20 protein-coding genes and 1 pseudogene are annotated in these 24456 nt (G+C 40.6%); 8 read left to right on the top strand and 13 right to left on the bottom strand.

The annotated features are described in order from the left end of the window. Window positions 1–21: 21 nt before the first annotated feature. Together H5089_RS05840 and H5089_RS05835 are read right to left on the bottom strand one after the other, a co-directional pair. Window positions 22–1053 carry a LacI family DNA-binding transcriptional regulator gene (locus tag H5089_RS05840; protein ID WP_182695370.1) on the bottom strand — a complete coding sequence of 344 codons (1032 nt, stop codon included), beginning with the start codon at window positions 1051–1053 and terminating at the stop codon, window positions 22–24. Window positions 1054–1133: 80 nt separating this feature from the next. Continuing rightward, a complete protein-coding gene (locus H5089_RS05835; protein ID WP_024596981.1) occupies window positions 1134–2027 on the bottom strand; it encodes an AraC family transcriptional regulator in 894 nt (297 codons plus the stop codon). Between the two features lie 171 nt (window positions 2028–2198). Here H5089_RS05835 and H5089_RS05830 point away from each other — a divergent pair, with 171 nt between their 5' ends. The 7 genes from H5089_RS05830 to H5089_RS05805 all read left to right on the top strand — a co-directional run bounded on the left by H5089_RS05830 (window position 2199) and on the right by H5089_RS05805 (window position 7547). Further along, the gene (locus tag H5089_RS05830; RefSeq protein WP_182695372.1) at window positions 2199–3719 is read left to right on the top strand and encodes an aldehyde dehydrogenase family protein; all 1521 of its coding nucleotides are present in this window, start codon (window positions 2199–2201) and stop codon (window positions 3717–3719) included. A gap of 350 nt (window positions 3720–4069) precedes the next feature. Then, on the top strand, window positions 4070–4447 hold the full coding sequence (locus H5089_RS05825) for a hypothetical protein (protein ID WP_033028505.1): 378 nt from the start codon (window positions 4070–4072) through the stop codon (window positions 4445–4447). After that, window positions 4444–4677: a hypothetical protein gene (locus H5089_RS05820; protein WP_182711721.1), complete on the top strand. Its 234-nt coding sequence runs from the start codon at window positions 4444–4446 to the stop codon at window positions 4675–4677. The genes H5089_RS05825 and H5089_RS05820 overlap by 4 nt, the downstream gene beginning before the upstream one ends. Before the next feature lie 632 nt (window positions 4678–5309). Further along, window positions 5310–5669, top strand: coding sequence for an AAA family ATPase (locus tag H5089_RS05815; protein ID WP_182711720.1), 360 nt, complete (start codon window positions 5310–5312; stop codon window positions 5667–5669). A gap of 658 nt (window positions 5670–6327) precedes the next feature. Next, window positions 6328–6681 carry a MerR family transcriptional regulator gene (locus H5089_RS05810; RefSeq protein ID WP_096794380.1) on the top strand — a complete coding sequence of 118 codons (354 nt, stop codon included), beginning with the start codon at window positions 6328–6330 and terminating at the stop codon, window positions 6679–6681. Window positions 6682–6741: 60 nt separating this feature from the next. Then, window positions 6742–6990, top strand: coding sequence for an SDR family NAD(P)-dependent oxidoreductase (locus H5089_RS20255; protein ID WP_310735801.1), 249 nt, complete (start codon window positions 6742–6744; stop codon window positions 6988–6990). Window positions 6991–6992: 2 nt separating this feature from the next. Further along, a complete protein-coding gene (locus H5089_RS05805) occupies window positions 6993–7547 on the top strand; it encodes an SDR family oxidoreductase (protein WP_259396051.1) in 555 nt (184 codons plus the stop codon). Window positions 7548–7586: 39 nt separating this feature from the next. On the opposite strand, the pseudogene H5089_RS20250 reads toward H5089_RS05805, so the two are convergent. Continuing rightward, window positions 7587–7760 (bottom strand): annotated as a pseudogene (locus H5089_RS20250) (IS110 family transposase); the annotation flags it as partial. Window positions 7761–7822: 62 nt separating this feature from the next. Next, entirely contained in the window at window positions 7823–8725 is a 903-nt protein-coding gene (locus H5089_RS05800) for a LysR family transcriptional regulator (RefSeq protein ID WP_182711719.1), read from the bottom strand. 130 nt (window positions 8726–8855) lie between these two features. Here H5089_RS05800 and H5089_RS05795 point away from each other — a divergent pair, with 130 nt between their 5' ends. Further along, window positions 8856–9614, top strand: coding sequence for an SDR family NAD(P)-dependent oxidoreductase (locus H5089_RS05795; RefSeq protein ID WP_182711718.1), 759 nt, complete (start codon window positions 8856–8858; stop codon window positions 9612–9614). 510 nt (window positions 9615–10124) lie between these two features. On the opposite strand, the gene H5089_RS05790 is transcribed toward H5089_RS05795, so the two are convergent. From H5089_RS05790 to H5089_RS05750, 9 genes are all read right to left on the bottom strand, one after another. Next, entirely contained in the window at window positions 10125–13058 is a 2934-nt protein-coding gene (locus tag H5089_RS05790) for a TonB-dependent receptor (RefSeq protein ID WP_182711717.1), read from the bottom strand. A gap of 65 nt (window positions 13059–13123) precedes the next feature. Next, window positions 13124–15784, bottom strand: coding sequence for a glycoside hydrolase family 16 protein (locus H5089_RS05785; RefSeq protein ID WP_182711716.1), 2661 nt, complete (start codon window positions 15782–15784; stop codon window positions 13124–13126). 430 nt (window positions 15785–16214) lie between these two features. Then, entirely contained in the window at window positions 16215–17006 is a 792-nt protein-coding gene (locus H5089_RS05780) for a sterol desaturase family protein (RefSeq protein WP_182711715.1), read from the bottom strand. Beyond that, complete coding sequence (locus H5089_RS05775) at window positions 16999–17679, bottom strand: CDP-alcohol phosphatidyltransferase family protein (protein ID WP_182695379.1); 681 nt, start codon at window positions 17677–17679, stop codon at window positions 16999–17001. Before H5089_RS05775 ends, H5089_RS05780 begins: the two co-directional genes overlap by 8 nt. 32 nt (window positions 17680–17711) lie before the next feature. Further along, window positions 17712–18350 carry an ATP-binding cassette domain-containing protein gene (locus H5089_RS05770; protein WP_008165767.1) on the bottom strand — a complete coding sequence of 213 codons (639 nt, stop codon included), beginning with the start codon at window positions 18348–18350 and terminating at the stop codon, window positions 17712–17714. A gap of 55 nt (window positions 18351–18405) precedes the next feature. Continuing rightward, on the bottom strand, window positions 18406–20160 hold the full coding sequence (locus H5089_RS05765) for an ABC transporter permease (RefSeq protein WP_182711714.1): 1755 nt from the start codon (window positions 20158–20160) through the stop codon (window positions 18406–18408). Then, window positions 20157–21491, bottom strand: coding sequence for an ABC transporter substrate-binding protein (locus H5089_RS05760; RefSeq protein ID WP_182711713.1), 1335 nt, complete (start codon window positions 21489–21491; stop codon window positions 20157–20159). The genes H5089_RS05765 and H5089_RS05760 overlap by 4 nt, the downstream gene beginning before the upstream one ends. Next, window positions 21478–22296, bottom strand: a complete 819-nt coding sequence (locus H5089_RS05755) for a DUF547 domain-containing protein (RefSeq protein WP_182711712.1) — start codon at window positions 22294–22296, stop codon at window positions 21478–21480. The genes H5089_RS05760 and H5089_RS05755 overlap by 14 nt, the downstream gene beginning before the upstream one ends. A gap of 2 nt (window positions 22297–22298) precedes the next feature. Further along, entirely contained in the window at window positions 22299–24452 is a 2154-nt protein-coding gene (locus H5089_RS05750; RefSeq protein ID WP_182711711.1) for an FAD-dependent oxidoreductase, read from the bottom strand. Window positions 24453–24456 lie beyond the last annotated feature (4 nt).

Raw genomic sequence — 24456 nt, 5'->3', positions numbered from 1 at the left:
AACTATTACAAGGTTTGTAAGCTAACTACTCGCACCAATCTCTAATTCGTAACTGACTTCCTGAGTTTTTTCTTCTTTAGAAATAAATAATTCGGCGGCTATAACGCCTTTTTCTTGGCTGTTTTGATGAATGGTGGTGAGGCGAGGCACAAACCGGGCTGCTTCATCAATACCATCAAAGCCCACAATACGCAGTTCTTCACCTATTTTTATGCCTTGTTTTATTGCTTCTCGCATTGTGGCAAGCGCAATTAAATCACTCATACAAATAATAACGTTAGGACGAGGGGAGGCACTTAAAACCTCTTTAGCAGCAATATTAGCAAAACGCTCGCTACTTTCAGGAATGTTCCAAATACGATCGTCAGCTACCGTAATATTTGCCTCGCTTAAAGCGCGTTGATAACCACGTAAACGTTGATGCGAAATAGATTGTCCGGTTTCAAATTCGTGGTGTTCATACACGCGGCATAATACGTTTTCATCAAGTAATCTAAGCCCTAATATAGCCACTTTATCGCTTTGATTATGCAGTACGTGTTTAGCAATTTCGTAACTTGCTTGCTCGTTATTAATATTTACAGAGGCATTGCGAGCAATATCAAAATCAATTGTCACTACATGTTTAGACACTGTTTTTAACTGCTCAACTAACGCGTTATTACGAGGGCGGCCATAACAAATAAAGCCATCTACCAAGTCGACCACGTTGTTAAGGTTACCGCTATTACCTGAAAACAATAAAACATTAATGCCGTTTTTTTCAAGCACCGAGGTAACACCGCGCATAAAGCTGCTAGCAACGGGGTCAGACACCATGTATTCCACACTATCGGGCAGCACTAAAGCGACAATATTAAATGTGCCATTACGCAACGATTGCGCGGCCTTATTGGGCCCGTAATAGCCCAAAGTTTTACACGCTGCAAGAATATCGTCTCGGCGTTTAGCCGATAGCTGATCAGGGCGATTAAACGCATTAGATACTGTCGCGTTAGACACACCTAACTCTTTAGCAATACTTTTTAGGGTCCAGCGGGTTTGCTTACTCATACCAATTCTTTACTCAATACACATGTTAATAAACTAACATATTCAGGGCGTTAGCAAAGTAAAAAAATAAGATTTTAGGGCTAATGTCGGCATTCTTTAGGCGCAATGCCAAAGGTTTGTTTAAATAGGCGACTAAAGTGGCTCGCGCTATTAAATCCAACATCAAAGCACACTTGGCTAATTGCATGGCCTTGTAGTAATTGAGTACGCGCTTTTTTTAGTCTTAACTGTTGCTGCCAAAGGGCTGGGGTAGTGCCAAATGCGAGTTTAAATTGATGATAAAACTTACTTCGGCTCATACATGCTATTTTGCATAAGGTATTTATGTCGAGCGTTTCACTTAAGTGTTCTTCAATATAAAGCAGGGCATCGCTCACTTTTGTTTTAAGGCGTGGCTTATCGCAGCTAGCTAGCAATAGCTCGCGGCTTTGTTGTTGTAATAAACGGGTGATCAATTCGTTCAACGACAAATCAATCAAGTAATGTCGCTGTGCGCCTTGCTCACTAAATAAATGCACCATGCGCTCTAATAATTGCTGCGTTTGAATATTATGTTGGGTATGCACTAACTGAGGTACATATTCAAATAAGCCATCGTGTGCAAAATTTTGCTGCATGTTTAGTGCATTCGCCACGCTCGTTATTTTATCTGTGCTAATTTCAATGGCTAAACAGGTGGTTGGGGCGTGCATTGATGCTTGTGGAAAATCAATTAAAACACCTTGCTCTGGCGCTAATACAAACGACTCGTGTGGTAAAAATACTTTATGGTATTGGCTCCTTTCTACGTGCATTACCTTTTTGCCGCTTAGCATGGCACAAAACAGCAGCTCGTTTGAGTGCAGTGCTACCTTTTGCGCGCTTTGATACGTGTCGTAAATACTCAACTCACTGCTATCTGCAGCGAATGTGACTTTATTTTCTATTAATACATCAAGTTGTTGGCGTTTTTTGTTTAACTGAGATGTGTGCATATCAATCCTTTAGGTTTTATTAGTTTGGACTCACAGACAACTTTTGTGGACAGCTAATCAAGTTTTTAGGTACTTGTTAGTTTAATGTCAATCAACATTGATTAAATATAAAGCATTTTGTTTTATATAAATGTTCGACCTTTAGCTAACAACAATAAAGAGAGCACACACATGATATATGCAAATCCAGGTAGCGATGGCGCACTCGTAAACTTTAAACAACAATACGGGAACTACATTGGCGGAGAGTGGGTGAAGCCAGTAAATGGCCAATACTTTGATAATATAAGCCCAGTAAACGGTAAGGTATTTTGCCAAATACCGCGTTCAGACAAAGACGACATAGAGCTGGCTCTCGATAAAGCGCATGCAGTGCGAGAGCAATGGGGCACAACGTCGGTGACCGACCGAAGTAACATACTGCTAAAAATAGCCGACCGAATTGAGCAAAACCTAGAGTTACTAGCTGTTGCCGAAACATGGGATAACGGTAAAGCAATTCGTGAAACACTCGCTGCTGATATTCCGCTAGCGGCAGATCACTTTCGCTACTTTGCAGGGTGCCTACGATCGCAAGACGGCACTATAGGTGAAATAGACGCAACCACCGTTGCGTATCATTTTCACGAGCCACTAGGTGTGGTTGGGCAAATTATTCCGTGGAATTTCCCTATTTTAATGGCCGCCTGGAAACTAGCGCCAGCACTTGCTGCAGGTAACTGTGTAATTTTAAAACCGGCTGAGCAAACACCAGCTTCTATTTTAGTTTTAATGGAGATAATTGGCGATTTACTCCCTGCAGGCGTATTAAATATAGTAAACGGCTTTGGTAAAGAAGCGGGTGAAGCACTGGCAACAAGCAAGCGTATCGCTAAAATTGCATTTACGGGTTCAACGCCTGTGGGCTCACATATTTTGAAATGCGCTGCTGAAAATATTATTCCTTCAACGGTCGAGCTCGGTGGTAAATCACCTAATATATTTTTTAATGATGTAATGGAAAAAGACGATGCGTTTTTATCCAAAGCTATTGAAGGCGCCGTGCTTGCTTACTTCAACCAAGGCGAGGTGTGTACGTGCCCATCAAGGTTGTTTATTCAAGAAGATATATACGAGCAGTTTATTGAGCGCATACTCGAACGTACCCAACAAATTAAACGCGGAAACCCACTCGACAGCGAAACTATGGTTGGCGCACAAGCCTCAAAAGCACAGTTTGATAAAATACTCAGCTACATTGAAATAGGTAAAAAAGAAGGTGCAGAAGTGCTCACTGGCGGAAACGTAGAGCAACTAAGTGGCGATTTAAACGGTGGTTACTACATACAACCTACCTTATTAAAGGGCACAAATGACATGCGTGTGTTCCAAGAAGAGATTTTTGGCCCTGTTATTTCTATGTCGACCTTTAAAGATGAAGCCGAAGCACTTGAACTTGCCAACAGCTCAGAATTTGGCTTAGGCGCAGGGGTGTGGAGTAGAAACATGAACCGTGCTTATCGCATGGGTCGTAAAATAGAAGCAGGGCGAGTGTGGACCAACTGCTATCACATGTACCCAGCACATGCTGCATTCGGTGGTTATAAAAAATCAGGAATAGGGCGCGAAACGCACAAACTGGCACTTGATCACTACCAACAAACTAAAAATTTATTAGTGAGCTACAGCGAAGATCCGCTTGGCTTCTTTTAAAAAATTTTAATACAACAATCACTCAGTAATGAGCGCTGCATATTTGCGGCGCTTTTTCATTTTAAGGGGTCCATTGCACCACTTACTGCTTGTTGTAATACATAAATAGGATACTAATTGAATTAAAATGTTGAAACTTCAGGGCTTTAAATAATTCATTAACTGCGTTAAAAAAGTGATTTAATAATATGAGTTTTATAAAAAGCTGATTCATAGTTAGCTAGTTGTTTACATAAGATTATTTGATGGCTAAGATAAATACATCGTAATTTATGAAACTTTACGGTCTATAAAACGATAAAGGCCTCAGAGAGAGTAACTAACTTTTTGTCAACGATATGGAGATCATTATGTACCCAAAAGAATTTTACATCCTACCCGAAGAGCTTTTCCGCCTCGGAAATGCTTCAAGTCCTCGTCTATCGAATGTTCGAGCTCGTGATGTTGATGTTACAACCGTAAATGGAATTAAGGTTATTATCGCAAACGGAAAAGGGATCAGCGTTTTCGATATAGAAGGTATCAACAATGCACCAATGACTGGTTGGGTTTGGAGGTTTCCACCGAATACCCAGCCGCCTCATGGATTGAAGATGGTTCAGGATAAGCCACACCATTACTGTATTTCGCCCACTCGGAATATGCCGGTTGACAAGTTCAAGGGACTTCTTGAGGAAATGGCCCTAAAAGCATCTCGAGTATTTAAGAAAGAAGGAAAGATTGTATGAGTCAGTTCAAGCTTGAACTTGCAGGATCAGAGCTAAAATACGTGCTAGAGGGTCTCATAGCACTTGAACAAGAAATGGCAAAAATATGTGAAACGTCAGATGACTCAGATGAGATTGCTGATGTAGGCAATGATTTGATTGAGCTGCGCTTGTTACTAAATCCTTTGAAGGAGAGAGCCATCAATCAGTTCGGAGATAGTATAACTGATTTTTCGCGGGATGAGTTATAAGTTAAAAAGTAAGTTTGGTGTCAATACCTAATTTTAAACCAATTTAGGGTTCCAGATGACACCATCTCTCACCATTAAATTCATGATCGCTACCAGCTTTCGTATGAACGCAATGATAAATAAATCACAAAGCACAATAAGCAACACACCCACCCTACGCAAAAAGCTGAGCAATGTAGACAAAATGAAAGTAAAAATAGACTGCCCAATAGGGCGACGACAGCTGTTTATTAAAGAATGGCAAGCGATTTTGCTGTATTGAACCGGCTTTTCTTTAGGTTAAAAGTGCAATATTACCGTCAACAAAGGCATGACACAGCCAAGCGAAAGTGAACGCCCAATGGCAACTGTATTGCCTTGTTCATAATATAGAAAAACTGCAAAATACGATGCATTAAGAAGGGAAAGCCCTTTTACTCTAAATAAAAGCCACTCAAACACCCGTAAATCCTTCCAAAACGCCAGTTAAAACAATACCAAACCAGCTTTTATATTCTATGAAAAATACAGTGATCGATTGAATCAAAATAGGAACTCAGCTATGGTCTATTTATCAATAAAAATAAATAAAAAACGAGTTAATCGACAGGCTCGTTAAAGGGCTTCAGCCGACTTAAAATATGGATGTTTAAATGAGACTACATGAGTTACACATAAATAATTTCAGAAAACTAAAAAATTGCTGCATTAAATTTAGAGACACAACATTTCTTATCGGACCAAATAATGCAGGTAAATCCAGCGTTTTTGCTGCATTAAACCACCTTCACAAAAACTCAAACCTTGATAGAGAAGATTATTCTAAAGAATATAATGAGGAAGAAGAAAGTTATTCCTATGAAAGTGAAGTAGAAGTTATTGCTGAATATCATAATGTGCCAATTGAAGCTAACAGTTGGCTTGGCTTTAAAGGTCGTATTATTACTGTAGTGGGTTATGGTCAGTGGTGCACTTGCAAAATGAATTCGGGTATTTTAAGGATAAAAAATTGAGTCTTGGAAGGTGGGATGACGCAATACTCAAAAGCCTCTTATTTGTGGGAATAGGCATTGCTGTCTCGGCTTTATTTACTGGTTTAGCACCATCATCAGTAAACGACCTTTTAGGGTTGGTTGTTACATTTTTACTATATGTGGGTGTTTATCTGTTTATTTCTATCGTAGGTTGGTTAGTAATTGGGTTTCCACTTCATTTTTTAATAAGCAAATACACAAATCGTTCCTATTTATATTATGCTGCTATACCAATGGCGTTTGTTCTACCGTCCTTGTTTTATAAAGGTTCATTGTTGTTTGGTCTCGCAGCACTATTTCAAGCCTTAATATTTCGTTTTTACGTTTACAAAAAAATATACCAAACGCATCAAACCTGATTCCGCAAGCAGGCCGGTTTTTTGCAAAACACGGCGCAAAAAAGCGTCCAACCTGCTCCGCTGTTTATGTGGGCGTTATAACCCTTTTTAGTGGGGTGGCCGTGTTTAGAGGATTAGGTCAATGGAAAAACTCATTGAAGCCTGCTCACCAAGTTTACTCTCAAACGGGCTAATAACAGCTGGCTATTGTTCGTGCTTCACACATTTCAGCCAACGTTCTTTAGCCGTTTAATGTAAGCATTAGACGATTATCTATTCCATCACTCATAAGGATTACTATGTTAATAGGTCGTGTTTCTGAATTGACTGGAGCAACTCGAAAAGCTATTCGGTACTATGAGTCAATTGGTTTGATAACGCTTCCAAATAGAAAAGGTAGCTACCGTATTTATAGTAATCATGATGTTATGGTTATAAGTATGATTTGTCGTGCTAAAACCCTTGGGTTTAGCCTCGGTGAAATCAAGGATATAGTGTCTAAAAAAACGGAGGAAAAGAAACTTCCTATTGATTTGATTCACCTACTTATAGATAAAAAAATATCACTTTTAAAACAAGAGATTGACGAGATTTTGCTGAAAAATGAGAATTTGAAGCAATTTAAAATAGATTTAGTTAAAGAATTCACTTGACCTTCCCCTCAAGGGCAAGGCTTACAGTTAACTGATAATTAACTCATAGGATGATTTATAGTGAAAAAGCTGAATTTAGAAAACACAAATATATTAATTACAGGCGCATCTTCAGGCATCGGGAAAGAGTTTGCTAAACAACTCGCTAGCAAAGGAGCTAATTTAATCCTAACAGCCAGAACGCATAGCGATCTAATAAGCTTAGCGCAAGAGTTAGAGCGTGAACATAGGAACATTTGGATTAAAACTATTCCCGCCGATTTAAGTGAACTAAATGGCCCTAAAAAATTATTTGAACAAATAATTTAGGCTTGTCAGTTGATTATTTGATTAATAATGCTGGTTTTGGAAAATTTTGTGAGTTTTCTGGTGAGAGTTTTGAAACTTATCATAAAATGTTGATGTTAAATGTTAATGCATTAGTTGAACTTACTCATTTATGTTTGCCTGCAATGGTAAATAAAAATAGCGGCGGAATTATTAATGTAGCGTCTATTGGTTCTTTTCAACCTTTACCATACCAGACTGTTTATGGTGCATCTAAAGCTTTTGTATTAAGTTTTTCAGAGGCTCTTACCGGAGAATTATTAGATAAGAATATTCGCGTCATGGCCTTGTGCCCCGGTACTACAGAGTCTCGTTTTATGGAAAATGCTAATGCTGATACATCCAATATGAACTTGGCTCCTGCAAGCAAGGTAGTTAAATCTGCGCTCGCGGCTTACGAAAAAAATAGAATGTATACAGTATCGGGTAAGATTAATTACGTAGTCTCTTTAATACCTCGATTATTTTCACGTAAAAGGACAGTCAAAATAGTTGTTAGCATGTTTAAGGACAATGTACTGGGAAAAAGCTTAGTTTAAGGTTCATATAAGGACATGCCTTGAGGTGGACAGCAAGCACTAAAACTCACTTTCCACCGCAAATTTTAATAGTGGTGAACCCTTGCTTTTCAATACAGTTAAGTAAGTTGATTTATCGTAGGGCGTATGTGTTTTTAAACACCTAAACAGTATTCGTATCCACTTAAATGCTAATGTTCTGATGATGCTATTATGGGGTTTTCCTTTACTTCTTGCTGCCAACTATCGTGGCTAAGTAACGATGCTTTAGCGCAAAATGAATAACGCACAGATTATTACTTTGTAAAGACGCTCAATTGTTCTTCAAGCCAAAGCATAAATGCACTTACGCGCTTGGGTAGGTGGATCCTATTTGGGTACAAAATATTGATTGGTAGGTCGGGCATCGCGTATTGAGGCAAAACCTGTATAAGTTCGCCAGATTCAAGGTATTTACTTATACCGTGAATAGGTGATTGAATAAGCCCGAAACCACTCAGTACTGCGCTTAAATATGCCTCTGAGGAGTTAACAGTAAGCTGGCTTTTCATCGTTATTGATTGCAATTGATTATTGCTATCTAAATATTCGAAACCCGGATCAGGGATACCAAGTGTTTGACTGTAGCGAACAATGTAATGATTTTTTAAATCGTTAAGAGTTTTAGGTAAACCATGATTTTTTACATAATAACGGCTTACGCAATTTAAAACTTTAAAGCTGCCCAAACGTCGTGCAATTAACGATGAGTCGGTAAGTTCGCCCACTCTTACTACGCAATCAAATCCTTCTTTAATGACATCTACTCGTCTATCGGAGCTGCCAAGTTCTATTTCAAGATTTGGGTGCATTTTTAAAAACGAACTTAAGTTTGGAATGATGGTATCTCGACTAACAGCTTGTGGCATATCTACATGTATTCGGCCTGTTAAACCTTTATCCTCACTTACAAATAAATTTTTTAAATCGTCAGCGTCGCTGATAATTCCTAGTGCACGTTGATAAAATAGCTCACCGTCTGAAGTCATATTTACAGTGCGTGTAGTACGGTGTAATAAACGCGTATTTAATGTACTTTCAAGCATGGTTACTGCTTGCGATACACTTGACTTAGGAAGATTTAAGCTTGTTGCTGCTTTAGAAAAACTACTGAGTTGCGCTACTTTAATAAAAATACGTATTGCGTTTAGGTCTTTCATAACACTGTTTATTGTTCGTTTATTTTGAACAGTGTAACTCTTTTCAGCCTGTTTATCTTTGTTGCTTGAAAAAATATACTGGCTTGGAAGTTATTTAACTCCCCGCTTTTATTTTCAACAGGATATAACAATGAACAAACGAATTGCAGTGATCACCGGTGGTAATCGTGGGCTTGGTAAAAGCACGGTGCTTTGCCTTGCAAAGCAAAATATCGATTGCATCTTTACTTACCGTCGTCATGAAAAAGAAGCAAAAGAGGTTGTAAAGCAAGTACAGGAGCTAGGCTCTAAAGCGGTTGCATTGCAATTAGATGTAAGTGATATGCTCGGCTTTGAGGATTTTGCACAACAACTACAAAATGTCCTGCAGACTCATTGGCAACAAAGTGAGTTTGATTACTTAATTAATAATGCAGGGGTGGGGCTAACTAGCAGTTTTGCAGACACAAGTGAATCAACTTTTGATACGTTAATAAATATTAACTTAAGGGGGGTATTTTTTGTTACCCAAACATTGTTGCCCTTTATAAAAAACGGTGGTCGTATTATTAATTTATCAAGTGGTTTAACGCGTTTTTCATTACCCGGTCATATTACTTATGCAATGACCAAAGGTGCAATAGAAGTAATGACAAGGTATTTAGCTCAAGAACTTGCACCTAAAAATATTGCGGTAAATGTTGTAGCCCCTGGTGCAATTGAAACCGACTTTGGTAATGGCGTCGTTCGTGATAACGATGAAGTAAATGCGTTTATTACATCACAAACGGCAATGGGCAGAGTTGGTGTAACAGACGATATAGGGCCTATGATTGCTAACTTATTAGCGGACGAAAACCGTTGGATGACAGGCCAACGACTTGAGGTATCGGGCGGTATGTATATGTAATCATACCAACCGGTATGAATCTTTGAGCAATTTAGTGAATTAAATTGCACTATAACGTCGCTGAAATTTTTATTTAGAACAACTAGGGTCTGTTGATCTTTCAAGGTTAAATTTGCAGCAGTCTGTTTGGTATTTAGGCAAGGCAGAGCCTATGTAGTGTGGTTATTCCCCATAAATGGGCGATAACGTAGCATTAATGCCAAACAGGCGCTGCCCAAAGGGTTCTTTCTAGGGGCTATTTACTCTTTGTTGCTCGGTTTTTACTTAGCCCACTAGGTTACAAACCTCGCGCCGCGATTAAATAGCCCCTAGTTTGAACAAATTTTAATCCGCAAAGATCAACAGACCCTAGGTACAAAAATTTTTGCCTAGTTATAGCGTAATTTTCTTAACGTTAAATAGACCCCATATATAAACAGATTGGTACCATTTATTAAAAAATTATGACTTTAGACAATAAAAAACCGCTCAGTGAGCGGTTTTTTGCATTTTTTACTAAAGGAAATTTAGTTAGAACGTGTAACGAGCACCGATTGAGTAACGAGGACCGTATTGATTAGCAAATAAGAACTGCTCTTCGTAACGTCCGTAACCTTCTTCGGTTGCATTATTTAAGTTTATGCCATCAAAAAATACCGTTACGTTTTCGTTTACATCGTAGTTAACGCTCATATCCCATTGGCCATACGCTTTAGCATATTGCGGAGGCGCATCAGCTGAACCTTGCGCTTGGCCAACACCAATTAGGTACGAGTCGCGCCATGCATAAGTAATTTTAACTGATAGGCCGTCTTTTTCGTAAAAGCCTTGGAAGTTAGCTGAGTCACTTAAGCCTGTAAGCGGTGCTTGTTGATCAAGGCTTTCGCTATCAAATTCAACGTCGCCATCTACAAATGTTGCGTTAACACCAACACCAAAACCGGTTTCACCAATTAAGTGCTGTACTGCAACTTCAAAACCATCTACCGATTTACTGTCGGTGTTTTGCGGTTGGCTAATATTCCATGTAATTAGCGGATCGTCGCTGTTTGGTTCAATAACGCCATTTGCATTGCCGTAACCGCTGGCAATCATTTGTGCAAAAATAGCGTCGGTTGTTGCTTGCTCACCACGTGATTCAATATCGCTTACGGCTTGTAAGTAACGAGGGCCGTTTAAAATATCGTGCAAGCCATCAATAGTAGTTTGCGTAATGGTGGTTTGAATAAAGTTATCAACGTCTTTTTTAAAGTAACCAACAGATGCGTAGCTGCCTTCTGCGTAGTAATACTCAAGTGATAAATCAAGGTTTGTTGATTCAAACGGCAATAAGTTTGTATTACCTTGGCTACCTGTACGAGAACCCGGTTTTGGGCTGCCTGTTAAGCTGCGGCCACCGGCTAAATTACCTAGAGGTGCACGCGACATTGTTTTACCCCAAGATACGCGGGCTACTACGTCTTCAGTTAAATCAACACTTACGTCGATTGAAGGCAGTAAAACATCGTAATCACCTTGTTGCTCTAAGAAGTTATCATCGCCGCCAGCAGCGTATTGCATGATCCACTCAGAAGCGCTGATCCAATTAACTTGATCTTCAACGCGTTGGCGCACAGTACTGGTTACATCTGTTTGCTCATAGCGTAGGCCTGCATTTACTTTTACGTAGTAGTTACTTACGTCAAATTCCCAGCTTGATTGAACATAAAAGCTATTAGTGATTTCTTCTACGTAGCTTTCGCTGTCAATACCATCCATATATGCATTTGCGGCGTATGCATCGCCGCCTGTCACATCAGCTGTTAAGTAAGCAATTTGGCGCGCAACAGCTTCGTCAAAATCGTAGGTATAGTAGTAACCAGGTTGTAAGTCACTGCCGCCCCCTTCAAATTGATCTAAAAGGCCCGATGTATCGTGACGGGTAAACATGCCGTCTGGGAATATTTCTGTATACGATGGGTTAAAGCCTGGACCACCTACTAAACCACTCCACGCGGTGTAACCACCGGTGTTTTGTTCTGTACGTGATGCGCCAAATTTAACTTTAACTAAACCAATGTCATAACTTTCGTTATACCATGTTGTATGTAGCTGTAATTGTTCAATGTTTGACTCACCCGGTGAGTGAGTAAATTGACTAAAGTTTGAATCAATTTCGCCAGGCGTTAATTCACTTGTGCCATTTAACCAATTAACTTGTGCACTGGGTACTTCGCCTGTGCGGTAATCATAAATTTTATTAGCTAGCTGATCAGAACCTAAAATTACTTGGCCGGCACTTCCCAGCCCATTGTCGGCGCCGTTATCAGTTTCGTTTTTAGAGTCGTGGTAATCAAGCTCTACGTGCCACGTGTCGCTAATTTCCCAATCTAGGTTTAAACCAAGTGAGCGTGCTTTTACTTCTGTAGTGCCTTTGTTGGCTGTAAACGAGGCATCGTTACCGCTAATATCAGCATAAACAGCCGTACCATTTTCATCAAGCTCGTAGCCATTAATATTGCTACCAAAGTCGTTCCAAATACCCCAACCAATGCTCTGAGAACCTGTAACTGCTTTACTTGCAGTGTAATCAAGTGTTGCTACAAAGCCATCTACCGGTGCGTATTGAAAGGTAACTTGTCCGTTTGTACGTTCACGTTCTACATCTTCAATAGAGTAATTCATGTCTTTAGGGAAGTAGTAGTTACCTGCAGGGTCTGTGCGGTTATCAACGACGTTGCTGCTATCTAATTCAGGTAAGTCTACGTTTGCCTGCCAGCCTTGAATATTGGCACTTTGTTTTTGAAAGTCACGCTCTTGGTGCGAAAACGAAAAACCAAAGCCAAAAGTGTCATCTACAAAAGTATTGCTGTAAACAGTAGAAAACTCTGGTGTTACGTCATCACCAGCTTCGTTTGACGAGTCGTGATTTGCTTTAACGGTTGCTGAAAAGTTTTGACCCGGCTTTTGAAAAGGGCGCGCAGTAGAAATATTAACTGTTGCACCTAAGCCACCGCTTGGCACGTCTGCACGTGCTGTTTTAAAAACTTCAAGGGCACTTACGCCCTCAGAGGCAACGTTTTCAAGATTATACGAGCGTGTATAACCTGTGCCCGGCATTTGGCGGCCATTTAAGGTAATCAAGTTAAACTCTGGACCAAAACCACGTACTGTAATTTGGCTACCTTCACCGTTTGCGCGACTAACCGATACACCGGTAATACGTTGTAATGATTCTGCTAAGTTGGTATCTGGGAATTTACCCATTTCTTCAGACGAAATGGCATCTACAATACCTGAAGAGTCGCGTTTCATATCCATAGAACGAATAAGTGAACCACGAATACCTTTTACTTCAATAACTTCTACATCAGATGAAACGCTTGTTTCTGCTTCTGCCGCAATAGCTGTGTTTAATGTGCTCGCAGCAATGATGAGAGACACAGCAGCCGCAAGTTGGCTCTTTTTAAAATTGAATGTGTTCATAATAGCTCTGCTTTATAAAATGTTGTTGTGTAGCAATAGGCGCTAAGCGCCTATTGGTGTGTGTTTTATGGATTTGCAATAATCACGTTGTCTATACGGTAAAGCGCGCCATCGCCCATGTCCCAGCTAGGAAAAACCATAATTACGTTTAATGCACTAATGTCTAAGCCGGCATCAAATAATTGCTGAAGAGGGAAGGTGTATGTTTGCCATTCGCCCGTTACAGGTACTTGGCCTTCAACACTGCTAGATAAAGCAAGCTCTACGGCACTCGATGTACCAATTGATTCAATTTTAAATAGCCATTGAGCGTCAATATCTGAAGGGGCTGATACAACTTTCATATCAAATTGAACTACACCATTTTCAAGTATTGCAGAGGCATCAAACGATACGTCTTCATCAGCTATAAAGCCCATTACTGTAGCAGTAGAACCAATGCTAAATTGCGCTACTGCGCCATGCGCTTCATCATCGGTTTCTGTTGTTGGTGTAGAGCCACCACAACAATCCCAAATACTCCACTGATCGGCAGCTGCATCTTTAAATACAGTAAGCTCACCCGTTGCAGCTGGCGCTGCATTTGGATTATAAATCTTAACGTTATCTACACGGTAAACAGAGCCTTCACCTGCACCCCACGCTGGGAAAATCATCAGTACATCTATAGTACTTACATCTAAGCCAGCAGCTGCAAGATCAGACAATTTAAATGTATATGTTTGCCACTCGCCAGTAACTGGCGCTACGCCTTCAACACTTGCCGTTAACTCAAGCTCTACTGCAGAGTCGCCGCCATTTGACTCAACTTTAAACAACCACGGTGTAGCTGGGTCGCTAGGAGTAGAGGTTACTTTTAAATCAAATTGAATAACGCCTTCATCTAAAATGCTACTAGCGTCAAACGATTCGCCTGCGCCACCTGACGATGTGCGGCTATTAAAGCCCATCACAGTAGGCTCTGCACCAATGCTAAACTCTGCAGTTAGACCATGTTCTTCATCATCCATAGCTTCAACAGGGGTTGAGCCACCACAACAATCCCACATTGGCCATGCTAGATTTTGCTCATCAGTAAAAATAGTAAGTTCAGGTGATACGCCTAAGTTATCTTGAGTAATCTCAACATCGTCAATTAAATAAACAGCGCCTTCACCTGCGCCCCATGTTGGAAACACCATGATCACATCAATTGCACTGATATCTAAATCTGCAGCATCTAAATCTTTTAGTAAAAATGTATAAGTTTGCCATTGGCCAACAACAGGGCTTACGCCTTCAACACTGTCTGTAATCGGCATTTCTACTGCGCTAGAACCTTCATTACTTTCAAGTTTTACAAGCCAAGCTGCATCAGCTGTGCCTGGTGCATTTGTTACTTTCATTTTAAAGCGAACGTAACCTTCATCCAACATTGGAGATGCATCAAACGGGCTGGCTTTTCCTGCTTCGTCAGTAATAAAAATTTCACGGCTAATAAAGCCCATTACAGTGGGTTCTGCACCTACTACAAATTCAACTACATCACCTTGGGTTTCATCTGCAACAATAGCGGGAGTAGAACCACCACAACAATCCCATGCAGGCCAATTTGGATTAAATGATTCACCAAAAATAGTTAGTGGTGTTGCAATGCCTGTCGAAGGTGGGCTAGGAATTGGTGCATCGCCTTCAAGCAAAGCATCGTCTAAGCTATTGTAACCTGGGCGAATAGTTTCACAGCCTTTACCTGTTTCAGGGTTTGATGCACATTGATAAACACGTACGTAATCAATAGCAAAGGTTTGGCCGTTTTCAAATGCGCTAGCGTCTACACCTAAATCATTTACGTTTTCAGGCCAGTCACCGCCTACTGCTAGGTTTAGCAATAAGTGAAAGTCTTTATCAAATGGTGCGCTATCCCAATGCGTTGTAAGTTCGCCAGAACCTTGTTCAAAGTATTCTGCAAACCAACCACGATGTTTTAGGCCTACAGCCTCACCACTTGCATTAGTACGAACTTCTGATTGACGCTGAGTTGCATAAAGGTAACCGTCTACGTACCAGCGAATTTCACCTTCTTGCCATTCAACAGCATACGTGTGGAAATCATCTGCTGGATTAGTATCTTCAGGGAATTTGTATTCTTGCCCTGTGTAGCTGTTATCTGGCCACGCACGTCCGTAATGAAGTGTGCCGTGGATACTAGACTCTATACCGCCATCTTCATCTGGTGTTTTAAGGTTTACTGATTCTAAAACATCTATTTCGCCAGAACGAGGCCAAGTGCCGTAAACTTCATCAGTTGGCAGCATCCAAAATGCTGGCCAGCTACCTTGTCCTGATGGAAGTTTGGCGCGCACTTCAAAGCGACCATATGTAAAGTCGGCGTTGTAACGCGTATTTAAGCGCGCTGAAGTGTAAGGTTTTTCTGCACCTTCTTCAGCGGGTAGGGCAACAATGTTTAACACACCGTCTGCAATAAATGCATTTTGCTCACTGTCGGTGTAACACTGTTTCTCGTTGTTACCACCGCCATCGCAGTTTAATTCATAGTTCCATTTGTTTGTATCAATGGCTGAGCCTTCAAACTCGTCGCTCCAAACCATTTGCCAATCTGATACTGGCTCAGAGGCATCTACATTTTCAAAATTTGATTTAGTGGCAGAGTCACCACCACAGCCAGCTAACGTAACTAAAGAGATAGCGGCAAGTAAACGTGTAATGTGCGTTGTTTCAATGTTCATAACTGAACCCCGGTTTCAACAGATTATTGTCAGATTAATTGTTTTTTGAGCTTTGTTTTTCATGCTGTAAGCGCTTACATTTTAGATTGTGTTTTGTAAGCGCTTACAAATGATATTGTGGAGTACGCAAATGGTCAACATATTTGTTTATTTTATTTACAATTAGTTTACGGTAAGACCAGTTTACCAATTTTAGATTGTATATAAATTGCAATTTATACAATTAGTTATGTTGTTTGTGTTTTTTGATGGGAGCGTGAGCGGAATATTTTTTACGTCAAAAAAGTAGGAAAGGACTTAACAATTAAAAGGTTAGTTACAGGTATATTTATAGTATTTAAGGAGTATTTTGTTTATACCAATCTACATAAAAGCAATTTTAAGTGGATTGGTATTGTAAGAGATAAAATATGCTTGTTTTTACTTGTTTTTACTTGTTTTTAAAAGGCATTGTAAGTAACCTCAAAAGGGACGCATTTTGCTTTTGGCTTGGGTATTCTTTTAAGCCAATATTTATATCTGCGTCGGCTTTTTTTGCTTTATCTTTATAGCTACCAAATAATTTATCCCACCAAATTACACTGAAACCATAGTTTGAGTTGGTTTCACTAACCACTTGGCTATGGTGAATTCGATGCAAAATTTGCGTCATTAGTATTAAACGCAGTGGTTCTTCAATGGCATTAGGTAGGCGTATATTTGCATGATTAAATAATGCTAAACCATTAAGTGCTATTTCAAATATAAGTACCGCAATGGCAGGTACGCCAAGAGCTGTTACTGCAATGAGTTTTATAAGTATGCTCAGCACAATTTCGATAGGGTGAAAGCGCAAGCCCGTACTTGTATCAACATGTGCATCGGCGTGGTGTACACGGTGCAAGCGCCATAAAATAGGCACTTGATGAAATAATCTATGCTGCCAATAAATTAATATATCGAGTAAAAGTATGCTCAATATAATAATTAAACTGCTTGGTAGGGCTATTTGATTAAATAAGCCAATGCCGTGCTCTTGATTGTAAAGTGCAACAGCGGTTAACCCAATAGGGACCACTAAGCGCGCAATAACTGATGAAGCAAACACTAATCCAAAATTAGCAAACCAACGTGTACTGCTTTTTATTGGTGATTTACGCGCTGGTTTTTGCGCTTCAAGCAGCATCATTATAATTAAAATGCTAAAAAAGCAGCCGAGTCGCCACCATACTTCATTAGTCATCTATTACCTCAGAATTTGCACTGTTAGGCACGTTTTCAGCTGCTTTGTTAGCATCGGCTTCTTGTTGCTTAAGCGTGTGATAACCGCCATGTATACGGGTAAAAATAGTTATGCCACATGCAATAGCAAAAATGCTCGCCATAACAGCAAAGTGCTGCGGCCAAATACAAAATGCAATAAATAGCGCTATTGTTTCAGTGCCTTCGGTTAAACCGTTTAAGTAGTAAAAGCTTTTGTATTTAAATTGCGGTTTTTCGAGTTTAAATTTTTCGGCGGCAATCGCAAAAGCTAAAAAGCTTGAGCCCGTACCAATAAAAGTGGCAAGTAATAACGATCCCGCTATCGCGTTTTGCTCAGGGTTTGCCAAAATAAAGCCAAGCGGAATAGCCGCGTAAAATAAAAAGTCGAGTGTGATATCTAAAAAGCCACCCGCGCTTGAGCTTTGGTTTGCATAACGTGCTAATGCGCCATCAAGTCCATCTAAAATTCGATTTAAAGCAATGGCCACTAATGCGCCGTACCACATTTCAAACGCCAGTAATGGCACGGCTAATAAGCCAACTAAAAAGCCAACTACGGTTAGCTGATCGGCGGTTATGCCGCGTTTATGCATAAGCATAACCACAGGTGTTAAAAGAGGCTTAATGACAGGGGTGATAAATTTGTCTAGCATGTTTATTGCCTTATGCGTTTAAAGCTATGTATTTAAAGTGCGCTACTTAAAGTAATGAGTTTGCCATTTGCAGCGTCGGCGTCGCTATGGTCATGAGTTACCATAATTGCAGGTAGCTTATGATCGCGTATTTGGCTAAACACGAGTTCGCGTGTATCAACACGCAGTTGGGTGTCGAGTTTGCTAAAGGGTTCGTCGAGTAAAATGGCTTTAGGTTCGCTCAGCAGCATACGTAATAATGCAACACGGGCTTGCTGCCCGCCCGATAAGTTATCGGGGTGACGATTGCCCATATCTTTAAGACCTACTTGCTCAAGTGCGTGTTCTATTTTTTCAAGGCGTTGTTTTTTATTGCCTTTTGGCATTGCAAAGGCAATGTTACCAGCAACAGTTAAATGGGAAAACAATAAAGCGTCTTGATAAAGCACTCCAATATGGCGCAAGTGTGGAGGGGTGTTATCGATATTTTGACCATTAAGCCACACCTCTCCATTGGCCTTAAAGCTACTTGGTAAAGTACCCGTAAGCCAATTCAATAAGCTTGATTTACCACTGCCTGATGGGCCCATAATAGTCAGAATTTCACCGCCATTAACTTGCTCGTTTAAACTAAGTAACAGCTCATTTTGGCGATAAAGCTGACAATTTTTAATCTGTAACGATGACTGCATTAAAAAACCTTAACCCTGATAGTGTTAAACATGGGTGCTTTAAATATGTGCACTTTTAAATACGTGCACTTTTGAAAAAATATTTAGGTAAACCCCATGCCAGTATAAATCCAATAAGCGGCAACGCCATTTGCATAATAGCGTACACGGCACTGGTGCGTCTGCTTGCGCCATTGGCAAGCGTAACGGCTTCGGTTGTTATTGTGGTTATGCGCCCGCCACCAGCTAAAAGCGTGGGGAGGTATTGTCCAAAACTAATTGCTAAGCCCAGTGCGGCTGCAATTAAAATAGGGGCAAACAACTGAGGTAGTTTTACTTTAAAAAACACCTTGCATGGCGCTGCGCCTAGGCTTGCTGCAACATGAGCAAAACGAGGATCTAAGCGCCTATAACTGCTCGCAAGTGACAAAAACACATAAGGCAACACAAACAGTAAATGCGTAAGTACCACATTAAAAAATGCGGCTTGGTTATTTACCAATTGTTGTATCCATACTAGCCCAAACAAAAAGGCAATACTGGGTACTAATAACGGTAAGTAAATAATTAAACTGGTAAAACGAGAAATCGGTTTGTCGCTCAATTGCTCTGATTCTAAGCACAATAAAGTAAGAATAATGGCAAATAATGTGGTTACTAAACCGATTGCTAGGGTATTAAAAAGCGGGCTGCTCATTTGCATTAGCGCACTTTCAAAATGCAGTAGTGTAAATTGCTCAGGCATTGCATCTGGAAAGCGCCAAAAGCCTGCAACCGACCACATAACTAAACCAATAAGCGACAACAGTATAAAGCTAATTACTAATGTGGTAAGTACGACCGTTATTTTTTGCCAATAAAATCCGCCGTATTCGCGCACTCCATTAGTGAGTGAGTCGCTAAATAGCACTTTTACGGCCTTTTCTGAGCCAAGCCAAAGGGCTAACAAACCGCCTGTAACAGCCAGTTGTAATAAAGCACCTGCTGAGGCTTTAATACGCAGGTTTAAATCAACATCATTAAACCAATGCATTATTGCAACGGCCAACGTGGGTGGTGTATTTGGGCCTAAAATGAGTGGCATTTCTACACTGGCACTTGCATAGGCAAGCACGGCTAAAAGGGGCAAACGCAGCAGCGGATAAAGACTTGGCAGTATTACTTTAAAAAAGGCGGTCATTGGGCAATAACCCAAGTTAAGCGCAACCTTATGTTGTTGGCGTAATTTTTTGCCAAGCTCAGGTTGAGCAAGTACGCCCAGTGCCATTAATAATAAAAAGGGAAGCTCTTTTAGTGTTAAGCCTAAAATAATACTAATACCGAATGAATCATGCGGAAACATGCCGTTTGGCGCAAGTTCCCAGCCGCTTAACCAAGGCGACGCTAAGCGTGAAATCATACCTGAAGGGGCAATTAAAAACCCTACCGCAATAGCCGCGGCGGCATGAGGTATAACTAATATAGGGCTCAATAAACGCTGAATTTGGTTAAGCCACGGGCTATTAAAAAACGCAGCTAAAATCATTAAGGTAATGATAAATGCAAGCAGAGTACTTATTAAGCCCGTTGCAACGCTTAAGGTAACCATTTGGGTAAGGCCGGGTGTTTGCCAAAGGGCATTAAAACCTTGCAAGCTAAACGTTGTTTGCTCAAGTACGGGCGCATAACCAAAGGCAGGCAGCAATACGCTAATTAAGCCACCAAGTACGGGTAGTATAAGTAAAGCGAGTAAAAATCGCGGGCTAAATTTTACAATGCGCGTAAACATATCGGTGCTGCACTGCGTTGTTGCTTTGGTATTAATAGGTACACTTTTTGAAATAACGCTCATTGGCTTACTCCATAACGGGTTTGCCAACCTTGCATAATGGCGTTTACCCAGCTTGGATGAGGTTCGCTCAATGTGCGTTTAATACTGTTTAAAGGCAGTGCACTTGGATGTGGTTTAGCTGTTTTAAATAAGGCTTGCTGATCAGGCGTTAACGTTGATTGAATAAGTACGCTTTTATCGCCCCATATATGCGCTTTTTGTTTTTCAGCTTGCGCCTCAGGGCTCATTAAAAAATTAGCCACTAATTGCGCACTTTGCTGGTGGCTTGCATTGTAAGGGATTGCCACAAAATGGGTATTACTTAAACTGCCATCACTCATTGCGTAACTGCGAATGCTGTTTGGTAAATCATAGCGTTTTACAGCTGCCGGTACTTCAGGTGCTGAAAAAGTAAAGGCTAAACTCAGCTCTGTATCGTCTACTAAGCGGCGCATTTGAGCACCACTTTGCATAAAATGAGTGCCAGCACGCCAAAGAGTTGGGTGTAGTTTATCTAAAAAGTCCCACAGTGGATTTAACACTTGCGCCGTATTTTTAGTTGTAGCTGGTTGGTTTAGCTGCGCTTTAATGTTTTCGCTGCTGTGCTTATGCAGCACAACTAAGGCGTATTTTAAAAAGCTCATACCTAAAAAGTCAGGCGGCTTTGGGTAACTAAAGCGGCCAGGGTTTTGTGCGCTCCAGTTTAATAATTCGTTTAATGTCGTCGGCAATTTATTGTTTGCCTTACCATTTATTGCAATGCTGTCGTAATAAAACGTAAGTGACGCTTGCCCCCATGGCGCCTCCATCCCATTGGTAGGTAAACCAAAATCAAATGTTACAGCAGGGTTATTAGCCGGATCGGTTAATGCAAAGTAGGGGAGTTTATTCGCCCATTGCTTTAAAAGCAGAGAGTGTTCACTCATGGTGGCAAAGTTAGCTCCGTTGATCCACATTAAATCTACGCTGCCTTGGTTGTTATTATTTGCTGATTTTTCGGCAAGTACACGGCTTACTGCTTCGCTGGTGTCACTTAATTTTACATGTACCAGGTTAATGTTGTACTTAGTTTTAACTTGCTGCGCTGCCCATTGAATATAAGCATTTATTTGCGCGTCGCCACCCCATGCATAAAAGTACACATCTTGATTGCTACCAAGTGCTTGAGCTTGTTGCCAGCGAGATCCCTGTTGTGTGTTTATTACTAAATTACTTTTATTATTTGAGTTAATAACGGTATTAGCAAACGCAATGCTCGAAAAAGCAGCTAAATTTGCGATTGTACAAACGCAAAACGCGACACAGCAAAAGCTGTATCGCGCCAGTGTTTGCCAAAACTTAATGGCGAACATTTAAATCCCAGTTGTAGTCTAAAAATTTAACTTTCATGTCATCATTTTCAAGTGCTTTTTGCTGAGCGGGTATCAGTTTAAGCGCATCGCTGTACTGCAAGAAAAACTGCTGTAGCGTGTTTGCACCTCTAAAGCCTTTTTCAAAGTCATCGCCGTACCATTTAAATATTGAAGACACGCTTAGCGTATTTTCTTGAGCCATATTGCGTGTCATATCTGATAAAAAGCGCACTGTTTGCTCTTGCAATTGGCTCTCTAAATCAGTGGCTGTATAGGCCTCTTCTCGAAGCGCTGGGCAACCAATACTCGCGCAATTTACTGCAAAGTGAATACGTGGGTCGTTGTATTTACCGCTGCCACGTATTAAACCATGCTCTATATCATCAAGGCTGCGAGTTTTGCCAAGTAATGGCACAAACTCTTTACTCCATGGTGAGCTAAAAAAGCTCCCTAAGTCTTTAATTGATTTAAGATCTGGGTACTTTGTCAATATAAGTTCAACAGTCCACGCATTATAAGCATTGATTAAAAAAGCGAGTTGCTTAGGCTTTTCCCATGCGTCAAATTCGCTTTGCGTTACAGCTGTTAACGAATCTAAATACGTTTTTAGCTGTGCATGCTCACGTTTTATGGCAGCGTAATCAACCTCAGTACTGTGATTATGGTTAATAGCGACAACATGCTTATTTAACAATGCATTCCAGCTATCGTGCATATTTTGGGCTTGGGCCGAAAATGACGTTGTAAACGATGTTACAACTAAAGCCGAACCAAGTAGTAATGCTTTTAGAGGTGTTTTAAACATAATTAACCTCGACGCCAAGTATGGTATTTTTCAAGCATGTTAAGCACTTTTTCAGGTGCATGAGCGCGTTTCCACTCGCCTGCTGCGTATTTGTTACCTTCAGCCCAAGTAGGGTAGCTGTGTATAGTACCGAGTATTTTATTAAGGCCTAAGCCGTGTTTCATTGCCAGTACAAACTCAGCAATCAAATCGCCAGCGTGTTCAGACACCACGGTAACACCGAGTATTTTGTCTTTGCCTTTGGGTGTAATCACTTTAATAAAGCCTTTTGTAGCGCTGTCGGTAATTGCGCGGTCTAGCTCTTCAAATTCAAAGCGAGTAATTTCGTAATCTATGCCTTTGTCTTTTGCGTCTTGCTCGTTTAAGCCAACACGTGCAACTTCTGGGTCAATAAACGTAGTCCACGGAATAACACGGTAATCTACTTTAAACTTTTTAAGGTTACCAAATAAGCCATTTACCGCTGCATACCAACCCTGGTGGGCTGCCACATGTGTAAACTGGTATGGACCTACAATATCGCCTGCTGCAAAAATATTTGGGTATAGCGTTTCCAAGTATTCGTTAGTTACAACAGTACGGTTTGTTTCTATGCCCAGCTCTTCAAGGCCATAACCTTTAAGGCGCGCACTTCTACCAACGGCACATAATAGCTCGTCATATTCAATATCTATTTCTTTGTCGTCATGCTTAACAACAATATATTTTTTACCATCGCGCGTTTCACAGCGAAGTGCTTGGTGCGATGTTAAAATATTAACGCCACTTTCGGTTAACGCTTCGTGAGCAAAAGTAGACACTTCAAGGTCTTCTTTGATCATGATGCGTTCGCTCATTTCAATTTGCGTAACACTTGAACCTAAGCGTGCAAAGCTTTGTGCTAATTCGCTACCAATTGGACCGCCACCTAGTACTACCAATTTTTTAGGTGCCTCATCCAGCTCTGCAAATTTATTCCACAATGTATCGCTTGTTACATAGCCTGTTTCTTCAATACCAGGTAGTGGCGGTACAAATGGGCGTGCGCCAGTTGCAATCACAATAGTACGAGCGGTGAGTGTTTGCGTGCCACCGTCGTTAAGTTTAATTTCTACAGTCCACGGGTCGATTAATTTACCGTAACCTTTTACAACATCTACGCCTAAGTCGGTGTAGCGCTCAACACTGTCGTGTGGTGCTACATCTGCAATTACTTTGTGTACACGTGCCATTACTTTTTTGAACGAAAACTGCGGTGTTGCGTTTTCTAGGCCGTAGTTTTCACCATGGCGAATTTGCTCTGCAATTTTAGCGCTTTTAATGACTGCTTTACTTGGAACACAACCATAGTTTAAACAGTCACCGCCCATTTCGCCCGCTTCAATAAGGGTTACTTTTGCTTTAACAGCTGCGGCTATATAACTTGTTACCAAACCACCTGCGCCTGCGCCAATAACAATCATGTTACGGTCGAATTTTTTAGGCTTAGTGTAGTTTTTGTATACGCGACGCTTTTTAAACACGTTTAAGATTCCTTTTGCAATGAATGGGAATATACCCAATAAAGCGAATGATAAGATTAAGTTGAATGATAAAATTCCAGATAAGCTTTCTATTTGCGCCAGTTGTGTACCTGCGTTAACAAATACAAATGTACCGGCGAGCATACCTGCTTGGCTTACCCAGTAGTAAGTCCAAGACTTTATTGAAGTAACACCCATTAGTAAGTTGATTAAAAAGAACGGAAACACCGGCACTAATCTAAGCGTAAATAAGTAAAATCCACCTTCTTTTTCAACGCCTGCATCAATGGCGGCTAATCGCTCAGGAAAACGTTGTTTAATAGTGTCACGTAGTAAGTAACGCGATACTAAAAAGGCAAGTGTTGCGCCAATAGTTGAGGCAAAAGATGCAACCAATAAGCCTTCAACTAAGCCAAACAATGCACCTGCGGCAAGTGTTAAAATAGCGGCGCCTGGTAAAGAGAGAGCAGTAACTACTACGTATAGTAAAAAGAACCCACCAATAACGAGTAACGGTGACTGCTCTTTGTATTGGTTAAACTGATCCATCGATCCTTTTAAGCCATCAAGCGTAAGTAGTTGGTGTAAGTCAAAATGAAAGAACAGGCCGACGGCGGCCGCTGCAATCAATAATAGAAATATTTTTTTAATCATGTTC

It is taken from the genome of Pseudoalteromonas sp. SR45-1 (genome assembly GCF_014163655.1).
In the GTDB taxonomy this organism is placed as follows: Bacteria; Pseudomonadota; Gammaproteobacteria; order Enterobacterales; family Alteromonadaceae; genus Pseudoalteromonas; species Pseudoalteromonas distincta.
The sequence above is the reverse complement of the archived record's forward strand: the minus strand, read 5'-3'. Positions and strand labels throughout refer to the sequence as shown.